This window comes from Kluyvera genomosp. 1, from assembly GCF_001266615.1.
Classification (GTDB): Bacteria; Pseudomonadota; Gammaproteobacteria; order Enterobacterales; family Enterobacteriaceae; genus Kluyvera; species Kluyvera cryocrescens_A.
On record NZ_LGHZ01000001.1, the window covers coordinates 132,913 to 153,285 of the forward strand.

At 53.5% G+C, this 20,373-nt stretch carries 20 protein-coding genes; 7 read left to right on the plus strand and 13 right to left on the minus strand.

The genetic code is table 11. The features are described 5' to 3' along the window. Positions 1-38: 38 nt before the first annotated feature. The 3 genes from KP80_RS00665 to osmB all read left to right on the plus strand — a co-directional run bounded on the left by KP80_RS00665 (position 39) and on the right by osmB (position 1,559). Positions 39-221 carry a hypothetical protein gene (locus KP80_RS00665; protein ID WP_052281635.1) on the plus strand — a complete coding sequence of 61 codons (183 nt, stop codon included), beginning with the start codon at positions 39-41 and terminating at the stop codon, positions 219-221. Positions 222-293: 72 nt separating this feature from the next. Next, on the plus strand, positions 294-1,043 hold the full coding sequence (locus KP80_RS00670; protein WP_052281636.1) for a DNA-binding transcriptional regulator YciT: 750 nt from the start codon (positions 294-296) through the stop codon (positions 1,041-1,043). A 297-nt stretch (positions 1,044-1,340) separates the two neighbouring features. Further along, a complete protein-coding gene (gene osmB / locus KP80_RS00675) occupies positions 1,341-1,559 on the plus strand; it encodes an osmotically-inducible lipoprotein OsmB (protein WP_052281637.1) in 219 nt (72 codons plus the stop codon). A gap of 115 nt (positions 1,560-1,674) precedes the next feature. Here osmB and yciH read toward each other — a convergent pair whose 3' ends face one another. From yciH to pgpB, 5 genes are all read right to left on the minus strand, one after another. Beyond that, positions 1,675-2,001: a stress response translation initiation inhibitor YciH gene (gene yciH / locus KP80_RS00680; RefSeq protein WP_052281638.1), complete on the minus strand. Its 327-nt coding sequence runs from the start codon at positions 1,999-2,001 to the stop codon at positions 1,675-1,677. Further along, complete coding sequence (gene pyrF, locus KP80_RS00685; protein ID WP_052281639.1) at positions 1,998-2,735, minus strand: orotidine-5'-phosphate decarboxylase; 738 nt, start codon at positions 2,733-2,735, stop codon at positions 1,998-2,000. The genes yciH and pyrF overlap by 4 nt, the downstream gene beginning before the upstream one ends. 150 nt (positions 2,736-2,885) lie before the next feature. Continuing rightward, a complete protein-coding gene (lapB, locus tag KP80_RS00690; RefSeq protein ID WP_052281640.1) occupies positions 2,886-4,055 on the minus strand; it encodes a lipopolysaccharide assembly protein LapB in 1,170 nt (389 codons plus the stop codon). A 6-nt stretch (positions 4,056-4,061) separates the two neighbouring features. Beyond that, positions 4,062-4,370 carry a LapA family protein gene (locus KP80_RS00695; RefSeq protein WP_052281641.1) on the minus strand — a complete coding sequence of 103 codons (309 nt, stop codon included), beginning with the start codon at positions 4,368-4,370 and terminating at the stop codon, positions 4,062-4,064. 168 nt (positions 4,371-4,538) lie between these two features. Then, on the minus strand, positions 4,539-5,264 hold the full coding sequence (gene pgpB, locus KP80_RS00700; RefSeq protein WP_052281642.1) for a phosphatidylglycerophosphatase B: 726 nt from the start codon (positions 5,262-5,264) through the stop codon (positions 4,539-4,541). A gap of 167 nt (positions 5,265-5,431) precedes the next feature. Here pgpB and ribA point away from each other — a divergent pair, with 167 nt between their 5' ends. Continuing rightward, positions 5,432-6,022, plus strand: a complete 591-nt coding sequence (gene ribA / locus KP80_RS00705; protein ID WP_052281643.1) for a GTP cyclohydrolase II — start codon at positions 5,432-5,434, stop codon at positions 6,020-6,022. Between the two features lie 270 nt (positions 6,023-6,292). Here ribA and acnA read toward each other — a convergent pair whose 3' ends face one another. The 5 genes from acnA to topA form a co-directional block, all read right to left on the minus strand. Next, entirely contained in the window at positions 6,293-8,968 is a 2,676-nt protein-coding gene (gene acnA, locus KP80_RS00710; RefSeq protein WP_052281644.1) for an aconitate hydratase AcnA, read from the minus strand. Between the two features lie 206 nt (positions 8,969-9,174). After that, on the minus strand, positions 9,175-9,342 hold the full coding sequence (locus KP80_RS22970) for a hypothetical protein (RefSeq protein WP_156315542.1): 168 nt from the start codon (positions 9,340-9,342) through the stop codon (positions 9,175-9,177). A 2-nt stretch (positions 9,343-9,344) separates the two neighbouring features. Then, on the minus strand, positions 9,345-9,461 hold the full coding sequence (locus tag KP80_RS22085; protein ID WP_231625894.1) for a YmiA family putative membrane protein: 117 nt from the start codon (positions 9,459-9,461) through the stop codon (positions 9,345-9,347). Positions 9,462-9,920: 459 nt separating this feature from the next. After that, positions 9,921-10,895, minus strand: a complete 975-nt coding sequence (cysB, locus tag KP80_RS00715; protein WP_052281645.1) for an HTH-type transcriptional regulator CysB — start codon at positions 10,893-10,895, stop codon at positions 9,921-9,923. Positions 10,896-11,075: 180 nt separating this feature from the next. Beyond that, positions 11,076-13,673 (minus strand): type I DNA topoisomerase, encoded by a 2,598-nt coding sequence (gene topA, locus KP80_RS00720; RefSeq protein ID WP_052281646.1) that lies wholly within the window; start codon positions 13,671-13,673, stop codon positions 11,076-11,078. A gap of 394 nt (positions 13,674-14,067) precedes the next feature. On the opposite strand from topA, the gene KP80_RS00725 reads away from it, so the two are divergent. Next, positions 14,068-14,319, plus strand: a complete 252-nt coding sequence (locus KP80_RS00725) for a YciN family protein (protein ID WP_052281647.1) — start codon at positions 14,068-14,070, stop codon at positions 14,317-14,319. A gap of 82 nt (positions 14,320-14,401) precedes the next feature. Here KP80_RS00725 and sohB read toward each other — a convergent pair whose 3' ends face one another. Further along, positions 14,402-15,448, minus strand: coding sequence for a protease SohB (gene sohB / locus KP80_RS00730; protein ID WP_052281648.1), 1,047 nt, complete (start codon positions 15,446-15,448; stop codon positions 14,402-14,404). Positions 15,449-15,700: 252 nt separating this feature from the next. Here sohB and KP80_RS00735 point away from each other — a divergent pair, with 252 nt between their 5' ends. Next, on the plus strand, positions 15,701-16,462 hold the full coding sequence (locus KP80_RS00735) for a YciK family oxidoreductase (protein ID WP_052281649.1): 762 nt from the start codon (positions 15,701-15,703) through the stop codon (positions 16,460-16,462). Beyond that, complete coding sequence (gene cobO, locus KP80_RS00740) at positions 16,459-17,049, plus strand: cob(I)yrinic acid a,c-diamide adenosyltransferase (protein WP_052281650.1); 591 nt, start codon at positions 16,459-16,461, stop codon at positions 17,047-17,049. The genes KP80_RS00735 and cobO overlap by 4 nt, the downstream gene beginning before the upstream one ends. On the opposite strand, the gene KP80_RS00745 is transcribed toward cobO, so the two are convergent. Both KP80_RS00745 and KP80_RS00750 read right to left on the minus strand, forming a co-directional pair. Then, positions 17,021-17,995 (minus strand): helix-turn-helix transcriptional regulator, encoded by a 975-nt coding sequence (locus tag KP80_RS00745; RefSeq protein WP_052281651.1) that lies wholly within the window; start codon positions 17,993-17,995, stop codon positions 17,021-17,023. The genes cobO and KP80_RS00745 overlap by 29 nt on opposite strands. A 23-nt stretch (positions 17,996-18,018) precedes the next feature. Further along, a complete protein-coding gene (locus KP80_RS00750; protein WP_052281652.1) occupies positions 18,019-20,370 on the minus strand; it encodes a beta-glucosidase in 2,352 nt (783 codons plus the stop codon). Between the last annotated feature and the right edge of the window lie 3 nt (positions 20,371-20,373).

Sequence of the window (20,373 nt, forward strand, 5' to 3'; positions counted from 1 at the left end):
TCATTGATTTCAATCGAATTTATCAACAGGATCCTACTATGACCGAGCTCGATGCGCGTCAGTTAGCCCAACGTATTGATACCGTCCTTGATATTCTGGTCGGCGGCGACACCCATTCCGCTATCCATAATCTGGAAATATTAAAAGCGGAATTACTGGCGCACGCTGCAGACGAACGCGACAACCGATCAGGTCAGCCAAAATCCCCGTGGGAAATCTGACACCATTCGCCCTGCGTAGCGCGGTTAGCATATTAACCGCCATCTTCGCACAGAGATATTGATGCATTGATTATGAATTCCCGACAGCAAACCATTTTACAGCAGGTCATTGATAAAGGCCGGATGAGCGTTGCCGAACTGGCAAAATTAACCGGCGTCTCGGAAGTGACCATTCGCCAGGATTTGAACCTGCTGGAGAAACAGAGCTACCTGCGCCGCACCCACGGTTTCGCCGTGCCGCTGGACAGTGAAGATGTTGAAACTCGCATGATGAATAATTTTGCGCTCAAACGTGAGCTGGCCGATTTTGCCGCTTCACTGGTGCGTCCGGGCGAAACGGTCTTTATCGAAAACGGCAGCAGCAATGCCCTGCTGGCGCGTGCGCTGGCCACGCAGCCGGATATTACGATTATCACCGTCAGCAGCTATATTGCGCATCTGCTTAAAGAAACGCCGGGCGAAGTGATTCTGCTGGGGGGCATCTATCAGAAAAAAAGCGAAAGCATGGTCGGACCGCTTACCCGCCAATACATTCAGCAGGTGCATTTTAGCAAAGCGTTTATTGGCATCGATGGCTGGCAGCCAGAAACCGGTTTTACCGGTCGCGATATGATGCGTGCGGATATCGTCAATGCGGTGCTGGAAAAAGGCAGCGAGGCGATTGTGTTAACCGACAGCTCAAAATTCGGTGCGATTCATCCCTATCCACTGGGCCCAATGAGCCAGTTCAATCGGGTGATTACCGACGATCATTTGTCGACGGAAAAACAGCTGCAGCTTGAGCAAGCCGGACTGACGGTTAATATCGTCAAACGCCCGTAGTCATCTCCACCCGGTGCAATCTTGCATCGGGTTTTCCCTCCGTTTTCACCAAAGAATACCCCGTCTCGCTATGAGAGTTTTCCGACCCCGCAATTAAGATTTTTTACCTGTCTACAACATCACAAAATCGTAAAATTACTGTTAGCGATATAACAGGAAGTAACTATCACTTGCGTAACTTTTAGCAACCAATTTACAACCTGCGCAACCAGTTTCACGGACATCGCTCTGAGTACTTCTGGCAACTGCTATAATGAAAGGGCTTCTTCCGTGAATAGAATATTCAGGAGAAATAAAATGAATTCAATGAGCAAGAAAATGACTGCCGCAGTTTTAGCCGTAACGCTGGTCATGTCGCTGAGCGCATGTTCTAACTGGTCCAAACGTGACCGTAACACCGCGCTGGGTGCCGGTGCTGGCGCCATCGGTGGTGCTGTATTAACAGACGGTAGTGCGCTGGGTACATTGGGTGGCGCTGCGGTCGGCGGGATTATCGGCCACCAGGTTGGCAAGTAATTCAGCATAACGTCGTTGATTCGACGCGAATATCAGGGCTCCGTATACAGTCGGGGCCCTTTTTATTGATGAGAATAGTGTCCAGGCACGATCACCGCACCCGGGAGGCTGTAGTTTAACCGCCAGCCAGTTTTACCTTCATTCCTTTGGCTTCTAGCAGCGTTTTTAACAGATCGCGTTTATCGCCCTGAATTTCAATCACGCCGTCTTTGAGCGAACCCCCGCAGCCACATTTCTTCTTCAGTTCCGCCGCTAATTTTGCCAGCGCATCGTCGTCGAGATCGATACCGGTGATGAGGCATACACCCTTGCCTTTACGACCGCTGGTCTGTCGCTGGATACGCACCACACCGTCACCTTTTGGGCGCTCAGCGGCAACTTTCGGCTCATCGATACGGCCGCTTTCCGTCGAATAGACCAGACGGCTGTTGCTGTCGTTCATTTCGCCCCCAAATTCAGCGATGCGTTAATACTGCGCAGAGTCTGCGCCGGATCGGCGGACTGCGTGACCGGGCGACCGATAACCATATAGTCAACGCCTGCGGTCTGCGCCTGTTCTGGCGTCATAATACGGCGTTGATCGCCTGCATCACTGCCAGCAGGACGAATGCCCGGTGTAATCAGTTTAAACGCCTGACCGAGCTCCCGCTTGAAGCGCACCGCTTCTTGCGCTGAGCACACCACACCATCAAGTCCGCAGTTTTTGGTCAACTGCGCCAGTTTTGCTGCATAATCAGCCGGAGATAAATTAATGCCCAGATCCTGCAAATCGCTGGATTCCATGCTGGTCAACACGGTCACCGCAATCAGTAATGGTGCGTCTTTGCCAAACGAGGTCAGCGCTTCACGGGCCGCCGTCATCATTCTCGCCCCGCCGGATGCATGTACGTTCACCATCCATACGCCGAGATCCGCTGCAGCAGCTACCGCGTGCGCCGTGGTGTTTGGAATATCATGGAATTTCAGGTCCAGGAAGATATCAAATCCGCGCTGCTGTAGGTCGCGCACCAGCTGTGGCCCAAACAGAGTAAACATCTCTTTGCCGACTTTCAGTCGGCAATCGCGTGGGTCAATACGGTCAACAAAGGCCAACGCCTTGTCGCGATTATCATAGTCGAGAGCAACAACAACAGGAGAGGAAGTAACGGCACGGGAAGAAGATGAAGCAACGGACATGACTGGACCTTCTTATTGATGGGCACGCGGGGTGCGGAAAAGGTAAACGGGCAGCATTCTACCTGCACCACCCAGCGCGCACAATGCCGGAGGCTACCGTCGGGGGAAATTAGAGTATGTTGTAACTATACAGGGCGTTTTTTTGGAAATTTACTGGCCGTCGAGACCGCGAATCGGTTTAATCGTCGACCACGCCCGACAGGACGGACAGTGCCAATACATGGTGTAGGCAGTGAAACCACACTTTTGACAACGGTAGCGCGGTTTGCTGCGTACCTGCTCGCCCACCATGTCGCGCAGTACCATCAGGCTCTCTTTCGCGCGCCCTTCCTCCGCCTCGTTCAGGTGGTAGTCCATCAGCTTATGGAACACGCGCATCGTCGGATGGCGTTGCAGCTGGCGCGTCACGTAAGTCTGCGCCACTTCGCTGCCTTTACCCTGCTCAACCACCTGCGCCAGCATCAATTCAGCCGTCGCACCGGTATTTTCTTCCACGCAGCGCTGTAGGAAATGTTCCCACTCGCTGGTTTTACCCAACTGGTGATAACAGGTTTGCAGCATTTCCAGCGTTTCGCTGACCAGCTCTTTATCCTGATCGATAACCCGCAGCAGGCAGTCCATGGCTTTGGCATAATCGCCCTTTGCCATCCACGCGCGGCCCATCATGATAGATACGCGCGCGCTAGACGGGTCGGCCGCTGCGCCGCGTTTAAGCAACGCCATGGCTTTATCCAGGTCGTCATTGCCCATCTGCTGCAGCGCCAGCTCGCACCAGAAATGGGCGATTTCGCCACGATGTTTGTCTTTACCGAGTTTCACCAGACGCTCGGCGGTATCAATGGCTTTTTGCCAGTCGCTGGTTGCCTGATAGATTTGCAGCAGCTGCTGTAGCGCGCTGATGCGGAAGTCGGTTTCATCCACCAGCTGATTGAACATATCTTCAGCGCGATCGTACATCCCGGCCGCCATGTAATCGCGGCCGAGCTGTTGCACTGCCAGCAGACGCTGATCGTAGGTCAGCGAAGCGCTTTCCATGAGGGTTTGGTGAATACGGATGGCACGGTCAACTTCGCCGCGCGAGCGGAAAAGGTTCCCCAGCGTCAGGTGAGCCTCCACGGTGCCGGTATCCTCTTTCAGCATATCGAGGAACAGGTCAACCGCTTTGTCCTGCTGGTTGCTTAAAAGAAAGTTCACCCCTGCCACGTAGTCACGCGACAAGCGGTTCGCTTCGTCCTGTTTGGACTGTTGTGCACTTCTGCGGCCCATATACCAGCCGTAAGCGGCGGCGACGGGTAAAAGCAGAAACAACAACTCCAGCATAGCTAATTATTCCTTCGCCATCGGGGACGCCGGCGTTTCCGGAGTGACCGTATCTGGCGCAATCTGGTGCTCCAGTCTTTTAATTTTACGTTCTGCGCGCAGCAGCGATACGCGAACGCGTAACCAGAACAGGCCGCAAACCAGCCAGCCAATAGCGAAACCTACGGCAAACAGCACCGCCAGCAACGTCGAAATTCTGAATTCACCCTGAGCCAGTAAATAGTTAAAGGTCACGAGCTGATCGTTTTGCGCACCCAGTGTCACTGAGATGACGAAAATCGCTAACACCAATAAAAAAATCAGTAGGTATTTCACATTACTTCCCGTTATGCGGCTTTTGCAGCGTATACACAGCACCCAGCCTTATAAAATAACATCTTCACCGCGACGACGAAATGGAAAAGCGTGCCGTAAGTTAACGATCTGAGGGTAACCACGATGAAAATCAACCCTTTCCCTCTTTTCCCGGCGTCGCGCCCTTTTTTATGTCTCTTTTTCCAACAATCCACCTAGCCGTTGTATCAACCAGCACGCCAGCGTGGCGATAATCCACGACATCACCGTCGCCACCATCAGATCCAGCGGCCAATGCATGCCCAACAGCAGGCGGCTCCCCATGACGCCCACGGCCCATGCCATTGCCAACGTCAATCCCAGCGCATGACGACGCGACCACAAGAGCCCCACCAGCAGTAATGCCCAGGTAGCAGCAAACATCGTGTGTCCGGACGGAAAGGCAAATCCGGTTTCTTTTTGCCAGTGATGGCGTAAAAAACCGGGAATATCATTTTGTTGCGCCAACTGTTCTTTGACCAATGCGCTACGTTCACTGCGCTTTAAAGTGTAGAACTGCTCAACGGGAATCTGCTGTGTTTTTTCAAGCCAGAGGACAAAGGGTCTTGGCTCCTGCACCTGTTCCTTGACCAGCGATTTTGCTCCCTGCCCCAAAACCACTGCCCCGCTGAGAACAGCCACCACGATTACCGACATGCGGAAATTTGGCCTTAACCGCCACAGCACCACGCCACAAAGCACCAGATGCGTTATCACGCCCCAAGGTTGCGTCACCGTTTCAGTAATCGCATACAGCGCGTGAAGCCCCCATCCACTCGGCCCAGGTAACCACTGCCAGCCGGTCAGCCAGACCACAAATGGCATGAGTAAAAGTATGGTGGCGGCGAGTGTCGTTCGTCCGGCAATAGCGCGCATTTCTCTTCCTTTTTCTATCAATGTCACTACGTTAGCAAAAAATATCATGTCAATTTTGTGCGCTTTACAAGCGGTTGCCCGCGCATCATTAGGTGAAGTAAAGCACGTTGTGGCAAAATAAGGAAAACAGAAGGCGCTAATGACGCTGAGATAATCTGGAGAATCACATGCAGCTTAAACGTGTGGCAGAAGCCAAACTGCCAACCCCATGGGGCGATTTCCTGATGGTGGGTTTTGAAGAACTGGCAACCGGTCACGATCACGTGGCGCTGGTTTTTGGTGATATTACTGGGCAAACGCCCGTGCTGTCGCGAGTTCACTCTGAATGTTTGACTGGCGATGCGCTCTTTAGCCTGCGTTGTGATTGCGGTTTCCAGCTCGAAGCCGCACTGTCGCATATCGCGGAGGAAGGTCGCGGTATCCTGCTGTACCATCGCCAGGAAGGTCGTAACATCGGCCTGCTGAATAAAATTCGCGCCTACGCGCTGCAGGATCAGGGCTACGATACCGTCGAAGCCAACCATCAGCTCGGGTTTGCCGCCGATGAGCGTGACTTCACGCTGTGCGCCGATATGTTCAAGCTGCTGGGCGTTGATGCCGTTCGTCTGCTGACCAACAACCCGAAAAAGGTTGAGATCCTGACCGAAGCAGGTATCAACATCGTTGAGCGCGTTCCGCTGATTGTTGGACGCAACCCGAAAAATGCCCACTATCTCGACACCAAAGCGGCAAAAATGGGCCATCTGCTCAAACAGTAATACGGTTGTCGCCGTTTATGCCAATAAGCGGCGACACTTTCTTCGCATCACCTGGTCAGTTCACTTCGTTCCCCCGCTTCTTGTATCCCTTCCCTTTCTCGCGGCATACTTATCACGCGGTTTGTACAGCCCATTGCAGAAAGTTGCCCGCGGTCTTCACCCGAACAATACTTCCCTGCTGAGATTCTGCTTCTGGAACGTTAAGCGGCTGCTTCAGATATCCGCAGCCGCGCTTACGATAAGGTGAGGGCCCACAATAGGCCCGGTTATTTAATTCAGCATATTACGTATGACATAGTGCAGGATGCCGTCATTCTGGTAGTAAGTCAGCTCGGTTGCGGTATCAATACGGCAGCGACACAACAACGTCTGCGGCTTCCCATCGGCGCGCGTCACCACCACCGGAATTATCGCTCCCGGACGCAACTGCTGTAGTCCGGTAATATCAATCCGTTCGTCCCCGGTGAGATTGAGCGTTTTGCGCGTTTCCCCCTGCGGGAATTCCAGCGGCAAGATCCCCATACCAATCAGGTTCGAACGGTGAATACGCTCAAAGGATTCAGCGATCACCACGCGAACCCCCAGTAGACGGGGGCCTTTCGCCGCCCAGTCGCGGCTAGAACCAGAGCCATACTCCTTACCTGCAATGACCGCCAGCGGCGTGCCTTGAGCCTGATAGTGCATCGCGGCATCGTAAATCGACATCACGTCATTGCCCGGCAGGAGACGAGTCATACCGCCCTCCACGCCCGGCACCATTTCGTTACGAATACGAATGTTGGCAAAGGTGCCGCGCATCATTACCAGGTGATTACCTCGGCGTGAACCGTAGGAGTTAAAGTCACGGCTGGCAACGCCATTTTCCTGTAAATAACGCCCGGCCGGGCTATCCACCTTAATACTGCCTGCGGGGGAAATATGGTCGGTCGTCACCGAATCACCGAGCATTGCCAACACCCGCGCACCGTGGATATCCTGCACCGGGTCGGGCGTCACTCCCATCTGATCAAAGAAAGGTGACAGACGGATATAGGTTGAATCAGCCTGCCAGCCGTAGGTATCCGACGCGGGAACCTCAATGGCCTTCCATTCCGGCGTGCCGGCAAACACTTCAGCATATTCTTTATGGAACATCTCGGTGGAAACCTGCTGCACCGCCTGGGCTATCTCTTCGCTGCTTGGCCAGATATCTTTCAGATAAACCGCTTTCCCATTACCGTCATATCCCAACGGCTCGATGTTAAGGTTGAGCTTCATATTGCCCGCCAGCGCATAGGCCACCACCAGCGGCGGTGAGGCCAGCCAGTTGGTTTTCACCAGCGGATGAATTCGACCTTCAAAGTTACGGTTACCCGACAGCACCGCGCCGACCGTCAAATCCCCCTGCTTTATCGCGCTTTCGATGGGCTCCGGCAGCGGGCCCGAGTTACCAATACAGGTGGTACACCCGTAACCCACCAGATTAAACCCGAGCTGGTCTAAATACGGCGTCAGCCCGGCATGGGCCAGATAGTCAGAAACCACTTTAGAACCCGGTGCCAGCGATGCTTTCACCCATGGCTTCGGCATCAGCCCACGCTCTACGGCTTTTTTCGCCAGCAGCCCGGCCGCCATCAGCACGCTTGGGTTAGAGGTGTTGGTACAAGAGGTAATCGCCGCAATCACCACCGCCCCTTCCGGCAGCGCGTATTGCTGGCCGTTAAGGCTAAAGGCGATGGCTGATTTTTCCGTACCCGCCGCATTAACTTCAAGTTCAGTAGCGGCATTAAATGCCTGCGGAACATTGCCTAGCGCAACGCGATCCTGCGGGCGTTTCGGCCCGGCGAGGCTGGCCTCGACATCGCCCATATCCAGCGCCAGACTCTGTGTAAACACCGGCTCATCGCCGCTTTGACGCCACATTCCCTGGGCTTTGGCGTAGGCTTCCACCAATGCCACCTGTTCATCGCTGCGCCCGCTGAGGCGCATATAAGACAGCGTCACATCATCAAGCGGGAAGAAACCGCAGGTGGCACCGTATTCTGGTGCCATATTGGCGATAGTGGCTCGGTCTGCCAGCGGCAGTGAATCCAGACCATCGCCGTAAAATTCGACAAATTTGCCCACCACGCCGAGTTTACGTAGCATCTGCGTGACCGTCAGTACGAGGTCAGTAGCGGTGATTCCTTCACGGAGCTTCCCAGTCAGCTTGAAGCCAACCACGTCAGGGATCAGCATTGATACGGGCTGCCCCAGCATGGCCGCTTCGGCCTCAATGCCACCCACGCCCCAGCCCAGAACGCCAAGGCCATTAATCATGGTGGTATGCGAGTCGGTACCGACAAGCGTGTCGGGGTAAGCGACCCATTCATCACCTTGTTGATCGCTCCAGACCGCCTTGCCGAGATACTCAAGGTTAACCTGGTGACAAATCCCGGTACCTGGCGGCACAACGCGGAACTGGCTAAAAGCCTGTTGTCCCCAGCGCAGGAAGGTGTAGCGCTCATGGTTTCGCGACATCTCAAGGCGGACGTTTTCTTCGAAAGCATCATCGTCGCCGAAATGATCTACGGTCACCGAGTGGTCAATCACCAGATCCACCGGCGATAGCGGGTTCACTTTGCGGGTATCGCCCCCTAATCGCTTCACCGCCTCACGCATCGCGGCCAGATCGACGACGGCCGGAACGCCAGTGAAGTCCTGCATCAGGACGCGCGCAGGGCGGTAGGCAATTTCACGATCCGCATGGGCGTTTTTCAACCATCCCGCGAGAGCCTGAATATCCTCGGCCGTCACCGAATCGCCATCTTGCCAGCGCAGCAGGTTTTCAAGTAGGACTTTCAGGGATTTTGGCAGGCGGGAGAGATTTCCCAACGTGTTGGCGGCGCGCGCCAGGCTGTAGTAGTGGTAGGTTTTATTTTCGACCTGGAGCGTATCCTTGCAGGCCTCTCTTAGTGTTAACGACATAGCTCCTCCTTAAATAGCGGGTATCACGACTCTCCTTAGGGGATATATAAAAGATAACACACCCAGCGGATATCGCCGGGAAAGGGCTCAGATTGATAAATATGATCAATACGTTATTAGAACTAGCAACCGTCTGGAATTAATAGCAGGGAAAGGATTGGCTTCGTATTTTGGTAACAAATGAAGGGCAGAGAATAACCATGAGATTATTGTTTCTTATTCTCATCCTGGTTAAAGAGATCAATAAAATCCTTTTGTTCGGGCGTCAATTTCCATTCCGCAGGAATATCGACTTTATTATTTTTTTCGGCAGGAGTTTTCTTTGCCGCAGGCGCTCTCGGCTTAACAGGTTTGACACGTTCGGACGTCAGCATAGTCAGCCCCAGAACTTCCAGGCCAGGTAGGCAATCGCCAACCAAAACAGCGCGGAACCCAGGAATACGCTTAACCACGCCTTACGTTTCATGCCAGAGCCTTTATTTTCTGCTGCCATGACGCCTCTCTCACAATCGATATTACTTATCATTTTCACACCAATTAATTGTTACAACTAATCATCGCTGAGATAAATCCTAAGTAAATTCTAAGCAAAAATCCAGTGATTTTGCGAATTGTGCGCAGAGATTTATTTATTCTTTTGACGACAAATAGATATTTGAGCAGAGAAGTTTGCCTAACGTTAAATTTATTTCTACTTTTGCTGCATTGTTGCTAATAGGAACAATTCTTAATCAAGAAATTAGCGCAATTTCGAGGGCTTATTGTCTAAATAATTAGGGTTAAAGAAAAGGGGCAAGACAGGGATCTCATCAGATTACTCAATGAGGGGGATTCGGGCGATCAATCCGGACAGTCGTCAATGCAACATAACGTTTATGGGGGGATAGGTCCGGCACGCTGTCGGGATTAAAAGGCTATCCGCCTCCTGTGCAGGAGACGGATAAACTGAGGGTTATTTTTCTGGCAGCTTTATGTCGTTGAACATCGCTTCAATGTCTTCATTAGAACGCAGCGCGACCGCCGTATCGACCACATCACGCGTTAAATGCGGCGCAAAACGCTGGATAAAATCATACATATAGCTACGCAGGAAAGTGCTGCGGCGGAAGCCAATTTTGGTGGTGCTGTGGCTGAAAATACCTTCCGCATCAAGCTTCACCAGGTCCGGATCGGAAATCGGATCAACAGCCATGCTGGCGATAACCCCAACCCCGAGTCCAAGTCGGACGTAGGTTTTAATCACGTCTGCGTCGGTTGCGGTGAAGACAATTCGCGGCGTCAGCCCTGCCCGGTTAAAGGCGGTATCCAGTTCGGAACGCCCCGTAAAACCAAAGGTATAGGTCACCAGCGGATACTGCGCCAGCTCTTCAATCGTCACCGAGGTTTTCGACGCCAGCGGGTGCTCCGGTGTCACCACGATGGAACGGTTCCAGTGATAGCACGGCAACATCACCAGATCATCGTATAAATGAAGCGCTTCGGTAGCGATGGCAAAGTCAGCGTTGCCTTTTGATACCGCTTCAGCGATTTGCGTGGGCGACCCCTGATGCATATGCAGGGAAACGCGCGGGTAGCGTTCGATGAAACCCTTAATCACGCCCGGTAACGCATAGCGCGCCTGAGTGTGGGTCGTGGCAACGTACAATGAGCCCTTATCTGGCCAGGTATGTTCACCTGCAACCGATTTAATTGCGTCGACTTTAGATAAGACTTCACGGGCAATTCGGATGATTTCCTGGCCTGCGGGAGTCACCTGCGTCAGGTGCTTACCGCTACGAGCAAAAATCTGGATACCCAGCTCGTCCTCCAGCATACGGACCTGCTTGCTGATGCCTGGCTGCGAAGTGTACAGCCCTTCAGCGGTGGAGGAGACGTTAAGGTTATGATTAACCACCTCAACGATATAGCGAAGCTGCTGTAATTTCATGCGCTTGTATCCAGTCTGCACTTGGGAATAAGTTATAAAGACGATTTAATCATAAGAAATGCATCTTCTATAACCACTATATCATTTATAGCAAGTGTGTATAGATGGAAACAAAAAATAATAACGAGGTTATAAAAAAGGGCCGCAATGCGGCCCTTTGTAAACGTTACGCGATGAACGTTACTTTTTAGCTTCAACCCATTTACCGTCAACGAAGAACGCTGACCAGCCGGTTGCTTTACCGTCTTTCTCAGAGGCAACGTACTGCTGCTTGGTTTTACGGCTAAAGCGCACCATCGTCTTGTTACCGGCAGGATCCTGCTGTGGCGCATCGGCCAGGTAACGCAGTTTTTCCGGTAGACGATCGCGGAAGCGGTACAGCTCTTCAACCAGCGGCGCGCGCGTTTCGCGTGATTTCGGGAAGGTGTTGGCGGCCAGGAAGACCCCGGCGGCACCGTCACGCAGCACGAAGTACGCATCGGACTTCTCGCACGGCAGCTCCGGTAGCGGAACCGGATCTTCTTTCGGCGGCGCAACTTCACCGCTACGCAGAATCTTACGGGTGTTCTTACATTCGTCGTTGGTACAGGCCATGTACTTACCAAAACGCCCCATTTTCAGGTGCATTTCGGAACCACATTTTTCACACTCAACGATTGGGCCGTCATAGCCTTTGATGCGGAACTCACCCTCTTCAATCTCGTAGCCGTCGCAGGTCGGGTTGTTACCGCAGACATGCAGCTTGCGCTTAGGATCGATAAGGTAGCTGTCCATCGCCGTACCACACTTCTGGCAGCGGCGTTTGGCGCGCAGCGCGTTGGTTTCCGCGTCGTCACCTTCCAGCACGTTCAGTACTTCGTTTTCCGGCACCAGGTTAATGGTGGTTTTGCAGCGTTCTTTGGGCGTCAGCGCATAGCCGGAACAGCCAAGGAACACACCGGTGCTGGCGGTACGGATACCCATTTTACGGCCGCAGGTTGGGCAGTCGATGCTAGTCAGCACCATCTGGTTTGGCTGCATGCCGCCTTCTTCCGGCGCTTTCTCCGCGGTTTCCAGTTGCTTGGTGAAGTCACCAAAGAACAGATCCAGAACCTGCTTCCACTCGGCTTCGTGGTTAGCCACGCGGTCGAGATGGTCTTCCATCTGCGCGGTAAAATCGTAGTTCATCAGCTCGCGGAAGTTTTCTTCCAGACGATCGGTAACGATCTCACCCATTTTTTCCGCATAGAAACGGCGGTTTTCAGTCCGCACGTAACCGCGATCCTGAATGGTCGAGATGATCGACGCATAGGTTGACGGACGGCCGATACCGCGTTTTTCCAGCTCTTTAACCAAAGACGCTTCGCTAAAACGCGCAGGCGGTTTGGTGAAGTGCTGGGCCGGTGTCAGTTCAACCAGACTCAAGCTGTCGCCCTGTTTAACCACTGGCAGAACACGGTCTTCATCACCTTTACGCAGCGCTGGCATCACTTTGGTCCAGCCGTCAAAGCGCAGGGTACGACCGCGCGCTTTCAGTTTGAAATCACCCGCCTTCACGGTCAGCGTGGTGGAGTCATACTGGGCAGGCGTCATCTGACAGGCAACAAACTGGCGCCAAATCAGCTGGTACAGTTTCTGCGCGTCAGCTTCCATGTCTTTGAGCGACTCAGCAACAACGTTCACATCAGAAGGACGAATCGCTTCGTGCGCTTCCTGCGAATTTTCTTTGCTGGCGTACTGATTAGCGTTCTCCGGCAGGTATTTTTTACCGAAGTTGTCACCAATGTAGTCACGCACCATGTTGACAGCATCCTGACTCAGGTTGGTGGAGTCAGTACGCATGTAAGTGATGTAACCCGCTTCGTACAGACGCTGCGCCATCATCATGGTTTTCTTCACGCCAAAGCCCAGACGGGTACTGGCCGCCTGCTGGAGCGTGGAAGTAATAAATGGTGCACCAGGCTTGCTGCTGGTCGGCTTATCTTCGCGCTCAAGCACGCTGTAACCGGCTTTTTCCAGCAGGCTAACGGCCGCCATCGTTTCATCACGGTTAACCGGACGGAACGGTTTGTCAGCCTTGTGCGTGACCTGCAACGCCAGCGTGTCACCGCCCGGCGTGGTGGTAGTTGCGTCCACTTCCCAGAATTCTTCCGGAACGAACGCTTTGATTTCGCGTTCACGCTCAACCACCAGACGCACCGCTACGGACTGAACGCGACCGGCGGATAAACCGCGGGCGATCTTTTTCCACAGCAGCGGCGACACCATGTAACCCACCACGCGATCCATAAAGCGGCGCGCCTGTTGTGCGTTAACACGGTCGATATTTAGTTCACCCGGCTTTTCAAACGCCTGGCGAATCGCATTTTTTGTAATTTCGTTAAACACCACGCGGCTATAGCGTGACTCATCCCCACCAATGACTTCCCGCAGGTGCCATGCAATGGCCTCCCCTTCGCGGTCAAGGTCAGTTGCGAGATAGATGTGGTCGGCTTTTTCAGCCAACTGTTTGAGTTCCGAAACAACCTTTTCCTTGCCCGGCAGCACTTCATAGTGTGCAGCCCAGTCATGCCATGGGTCGACGCCCATGCGATTAACCAGCGCGCCTCGTTCATCCTTTTTAGGCTTTTTGGCCGTTTTGGTGGAGGTAGAGTCAGCGCTCTTTTTGGCTGCTGAGCCACTGGTCGGCAAATCGCGGATATGACCGACGCTGGACTTAACCACGTAGTCATTACCCAGATACTTATTGATCGTTTTGGCTTTTGCCGGGGACTCAACGATAACGAGAGCTTTACCCATAATCACCTTACCTAATTTGATTCTTCCAGGAATACATCGCACATGTTCCACATTCCACTGGCGACAAGCCTTGTATGTTGCGGCAACGCCAAAGGATATCAACCCTTTACTGACCGGTATTTGATACAAGCAGCCAGGTGGCTGAGTTTACAGACTTTTTTTCGTCAGACGTTATAGCACGAAGAATATTTGGTCGAATGTCAAGCAAATCTGTTGCCAGATCGCCGAAAGCGTCACACTGTACCTGATAAAATTCGTTACGCAACTTTATTAGCATGCAAACACCAATCATGCCAACTCTGAGGTAGAATCATTGCCCCTGGTAAATGTCGGGAAAATTTGCCCGAAATCAACACCCGGCGTAAACTAGGGCCGCAAATTTGAGGAGTTGAATATGTCAAATACTAGCCAACCAATCGATCGTCAGACTCTGCTTATTGAAGCAAACCGACTCATTCGTGAGCATGAAGATACTTTAGCGGGAATTGAAGCCACTGGCGTAGAACAGCGCAACGGCGTGCTGGTATTCAGCGGTGAATATTACCTCGACGAACAAGGACTGCCGACGCCAAAAAGCACGGCGGTATTTAATATGTTCAAGTATCTTGCCCACCAGCTGTCTGAAAAATATCACCTGGTTGACTGACCGTCAGACTCAATCTGAGCGCGGTTGAAATGGCCCGGTAAACGTACGTTTGCCGGGCTTTCTTTATTATAGCGGGGATGAATTACAGCAACGGTTTTTGCCCACGCTGCCACCAGCGCATCATTAGGTTATCGGCGCTTTCCGCGGCGCTGCCGGTAAAACGGTCCATCATTTTCTTACGCTGCATAAAGCGCACGCTGATCACGTCACGCCCATCCATCAGTCCTAGCAACAGTTCATCACTGGTACCGACTTCATCAACCAGCCCTTTTTCCTGAGCCAGCGAGCCGTACCAGTGTTCACCGGTTGCCACCTGATCGATATCCAGCGATGGGCGCATCTCTTTCACGAAATCCTTGAACAGATGATGCGTTTCATTCAGCTCTTCACGGAATTTCTGCCGCCCTTCATCGGTATTTTCGCCCAGCAGCGTCAGGGTACGCTTGTACTGCCCGGCGGTATGGAGTTCGATATCGATATCTTTGTTTTTCAGGAAGCGGTTGAGGTTAGGGATCTGGGCCACCACGCCAATCGAGCCGAGAATAGCAAACGGTGCTGCGACAATTTTGTTTGCCACGCAGGCCATCATGTAGCCGCCGCTTGCCGCCACTTTGTCAACGGCAACCGTTAGCGGAATTTGCTTGTCGCGGATACGCTGAAGCTGAGATGCCGCCAGACCATACCCGTGTACTACACCGCCTGGGCTCTCCAGACGCACCACCACCTGATCTTGCGGCGTGGCAACCGTCAGCACCGCGGTAACCTCTTCACGCAGCGAGGAGACCTCGTGGGCATCCATACTGCCTTTAAAATCAATCACCCACACCCGTGGCTTACTGGTGGTGTCGGTTTCGCCCTGCTTCGCTTTGGCTTTTGCTGCTTTCGCTTCCAGCTTCAGCTTTTTCTTTTGCGCTTTATGCCAAAGCTTTTGCTGTGGCCCGTCCAGCAGCGCGACCGCTAAATCTTCCTGCATCTCTTTATGCTGCTCGCTGAGATTGGTGATCCGCAGTTCACCGCGCTGACGTTTACGCTGAGTCAGGTTGACAATAAGTACCGCGATAACGGCAATGGCGACGACAACCGTGACGATTTTCGCCAGAAACAGACCATATTGAAAAAGTAATTCCACACATCCACCTTGTACAAAAATCACAGAATCTGCCGCTAAGTGTACAACACCGCGCCCAGCACGTCTCGACTGCAGTATCCACTCTCGAGTCGGCTTCCAGTTTACTTTTTTGCTGATGAAATCATTGCAAATTGTTAATTCCTGGTTGTCTCTCCTGCTCGCTGATTGAAATAGCGCGGATAATCAGGCATAAAGCCCAAAAGCCATGAAAAGTACATAGAATATGGCTGCCAGAGGCCATAAGGAGTCACCGTGCATTACCAACCCCAGCTTGACTTGTTGCAGAATCGTATCATCCTGGTGACCGGCGCCAGCGATGGCATCGGTCAGGAAGCGGCCGTCACCTACGCGCGTCACGGCGCCAGCGTCATTTTACTCGGCCGCAGCGACGATAAACTGCGCGCCGTCGCTGAAGAAATCAGCCAGACTGGCGGCATTCCTGCCCGCTGGTACACGCTAGACCTGCTCACCTGCACGCCGCAAGAGTGTCAGAAACTGGCACAGCAAATCAGCCTACATTATCCGCGCCTCGATGGCGTACTGCACAACGCCGGTCTGCTTGGCGATGTGGTGCCAATGGCGGAACAGGATCCGGCAGTCTGGCAACAGGTCATGCAGGTGAATGTCAACGGAACCTTTATGCTCACTCAGGCCCTGCTGCCGCTGCTGTTGAAATCAGAGTCGGGATCGTTGGTGTTTACCTCGTCGAGCGTCGGCCGTGAAGGACGCGCCAACTGGGGTGCCTACGCCGCCTCAAAATTTGCCACTGAAGGTATGATGCAGGTGCTGGCCGAAGAGTATCAAAGCCGCCATTTGCGCGTGAACTGCATTAATCCTGGCGGGACACGAACCAAAATGCGTGCCAGCGCGTTCCCCACCGAAGACGCCATGAAATTAAAAACACCCGCCGATATTATGCCGCTGTATCTGTGGCTCATGGGCGACGATAGCCGCCGTAAAACCGGTATGACTTTTGATGCCCAACCCGGGCGTAAACCAGGAATTGCAGAATGAGTGATGAACGTTATCGTGAGCGCCAGCAGCGGGTGAAAGAACGCGTCGAAGCACGTGTCGCCGCCGCCCAGGACACCCGTGGGATCGTAATTGTATTTACCGGCAATGGTAAAGGTAAAACCACCGCCGCCTTTGGCACCGCAACCCGCGCCGTCGGTCATGGTCATCACGTCGGGGTGATTCAGTTTATTAAGGGAACATGGCCCAACGGCGAGCGTAACCTGCTTGAGCCGCTGGGCGTTGAATTCCAGGTAATGGCTACTGGGTTTACCTGGGACACTCAGAACCGGGAAAGTGACACCGAGGCCTGCCTTGCCGTTTGGGAGCATGCCCGGCGTATGCTGGCTGACGAGACGCTCGATATGGTCCTGCTCGACGAGCTGACCTATATGGTAGCCTACGACTATCTGCCATTAGATGAGGTGTTAACAGCGCTGAAAAACCGCCCTGAACATCAAACGGTGATTATCACCGGGCGTGGCTGCCACCGGGACATTCTTGAGTATGCTGATACGGTTAGCGAACTGCGTCCGGTGAAGCATGCATTTGAAGCCGGTATCAAGGCGCAGATTGGGATTGATTACTAAGCGTTAGACGCTCGAGCAGCGCCCGATTGAGCGGCAGACACAGGCAGTCCTCACCGAGTGCTAGCTCGCTTTCAATCACGTTTTGCCGCGAAATAAAGCGTTTGCGGTATTCGGTTGGCGTTAATCCACAGTACTTATTGAAAGCGGCAATCAGGTATTTATGTTCCTGGAAGCCACAGCTGTGGCTAATCTCGGTTATCGGCGTGCGGGTATCACGTAGCAAGGTGCGGGCTTTGTTCAGCCGCACCAGCGTCAAATACTCTTTAAAATTGTGTCGACTCACTTTTTTAAACAGCCGAGAAAACCACGAATAGCTCATGCCGGTATGGCTGGCAACGTCGCTTAAGGTTAGCGGCTGGTCAAAATGCTGATTAATGTAGTCAATCCCTTCTTTTATCATCGCCTCTTCGCGCAGCGAGTTTTCCGCCCGCTGCGTCGGCTTCCCGGCGGCCACTAAGGCATCCAGCAGCAGGTAAATCGCGGCGATACGTTGAAATGGCGCACGGTCGTCGATTAACTGCTCCACTAGCGCTTTCAACCGCTGTAAAACGTGACGGTCCTCATCAGCGGGAAGCTGCACATGCGTTCGCCACTGAAGCGAGGGCGCCGGATGCAGCTCGTCAAAAAGCCCTGGTGAAAACTGCACCGTCAGCAGTTGACTGCCGGACTCTTCAGCATTGAGCGAATGCACTTCTTCCGCGTTGATATAAAGCATCTCACCGCTGGTCAGTTCAATGCTCTGTTGACCCACGGCAATGGAAAAACGCCCGTTCAGCACCGTTATTAACTCAGGTGCAGGATGCCAGTGAGGCTCGCAGTAACGAACCTCGGCGGCAAACACATTCAGCTTCTCGGCGTCAAAAGCAATCAGCTCGTAGCCGCTGTTAACGGTGTGAGCCCCAGTCTGAAGTGCCGGACGAGGGTGAGTCACTGAAAAAGGAAACACGGGCGCTCTCCTGTAGTTAGCCTTTATTGCCGTCCGGACAGTACCGCGTTAAGTTCATCTTTTTCAATATCCAACGCCAGAAACTCGGTCAGCGCGATGAATAACCCGCAGAACATATCAGGTGCCAGGCGGATTAGCTTTTCACGAATCTGTTCCGGCGCTAACGGGCTTTTCTGTGCAATCATCGCTACCACGCGGGCAAAAGCTTCCGGCTGTTGAATCAACTGCTGCAGCGAATTGTCATCACGCAGGGGAACGAAGCGCATCGGGCAGTCTACCTGAACCTCGGCATGTAATGGCAGATCGCGAGACGAGCGGCCAACATGAATTTGCCACAGGCCCGGCGTCACCACCCAATCTGCCAATCCTGGGTGATAGCAGGCCAGCTCTGTCACCGGCAACGCCAGAGTGACTCGCCGAGTTTCCCCGGCGGCCAGCGAGACTTTGGTGAAAGCTTTTAGCGCCTGCACTTCACGGATCAGTTCACCGCCCGGTGCGCTAACATACAGTTGGACAATCTCTTTGCCCTCAAGCGCGCCGCAGTTGGTCAAATCAAAGGCCACTGTCAGTGTTTCGTTTTCACCGATACGCGTCGCCGAGGTTTCAAGATTGGCATAGCTAAACTGGGTATAGCTAAGGCCAAAACCAAACGGGAACAGCGGCGTCAGGCGGCGTTTATCGTAGTAGCGATAGCCGACGAACAGCCCTTCACCATAATGATGACGCAGATTCTCACCGGGATAGTTCAGCCACGCTGGCGTCTCTTCCAGGGAATTCGGTACCGTCACCGTCAGCTTGCCGCACGGATTCCGCTTACCGAACAGAATCTCCGCCACCGCCCGCCCCATCCCCTGCCCGGCAAAAAAGGTCTCGAGCAGCGCTTTACACTCACCGAGCCACGGCATCACCACCGCATCGCTATTCGCCAACACCACGACCACATTGGGCTGTACGGCTGCCACTTCGCGAATCAGCCGTTCATGTACCGGCAGAATGTTCAAGTCCTGACGATCGCCATTTTCTCCGTCTTCGCCTACCGCGGTACTGACAAAAATCACCGCCACTTCGGCGTCCCTGGCCACTGCGCAGGCCTGAGCCAACGCCTGCTCATTGTCATGCAAATCATCCGGCGTGCCTTCCGCCCAACTGACGGTGAAATCGTCTCCGGCGAGATCGAAGATTTCATCCAGCGGACGGTCAAGGAGATAAGGCACCGTCGTCGCACAGCCAGAACCTTGAATAACCGGCTCTTGTGCGTGTTTTCCCAGGACTGCAATGCGGCGTGTTTTTTCCGGGCGCAGCGGCAACAAGTCGTCATCATTTTTCAATAACACGATAGATTCCGCCGCCAACTGCTGCGAAAGCGCATGATGCGCGGGAAAATCAGCCTGCGCATTCGGGCGACGATGACGCTGCACTTTATCCAGCAACGTCAGCATGCGGTGGCAAGCGCGGTCAACCACCGCCATCGGCACTTCGCCGTTTTCAATAGCCGCCAACAGCGTCTGTTTGTCACGGCGGGTTTCCGGCATCGCCAGATCGTTGCCCGCCATCAGCGACGCAGGACGATCTTTAATCCCGTACCAATCGGACATCACCAGACCGTCGTAGCCCCACTCATCGCGCAGGACTTTGGTCAGCAGGAACGGATCCTGCGACGTTTGCACGCCATTGAGGCGGTTATAGGAAGACATCACCGTCCACGGCTGCGATTTGGCAATCGCCCGCTGAAAGCCAGCGAGATAGATTTCGCGCAGCGCGCGTTCTTCAATAATCGAGTCCATTTCGGTACGACGATATTCGGAGTTATTCGCCGCGAAATGCTTCAGGCTCGCGCCGACGCCTTCGTCCTGCAGGCCGTTGATCAGCGCGGCGGCAATATCACCGCTCACGACCGGATCTTCGGCATAATATTCATAGCCACGTCCGGCCAGCGGCGTACGGCGGATGTTGATCCCCGGCCCCAGCAAGATGCCAACGCCCATATGCTGACATTCCCGTCCGAGCGCCTGCCCCATCTCATACACCAGCGCCACGTCCCAGCTACAGGCAAGGCTTGAACCATTAGGGAAACAGGTTGCGGGCAGCGAGGCGCTAAACAGCGCTTCGGTCCCGCCCTTTTCTGCTGACTCCTCGGCGTTGGCCCGATCCGCCGTCTGGGTGATGACCGAGATAAAGTCATCCATGCTCCATTTTTCACGTCCATCAATCTGCGCGCTACTGTATCGAACGCCATAGGTGCCATCGGTCATCACGATGTCATCGATACCGTGCTGCGGTAAATTCGCCGTACGCCATAAACCGCTGCCGGTAAGCAGTGCCACTTTCTCTTGTGCGCTCATCGCGGCAATAATGCTGTTAAAATCACGATTCATCTC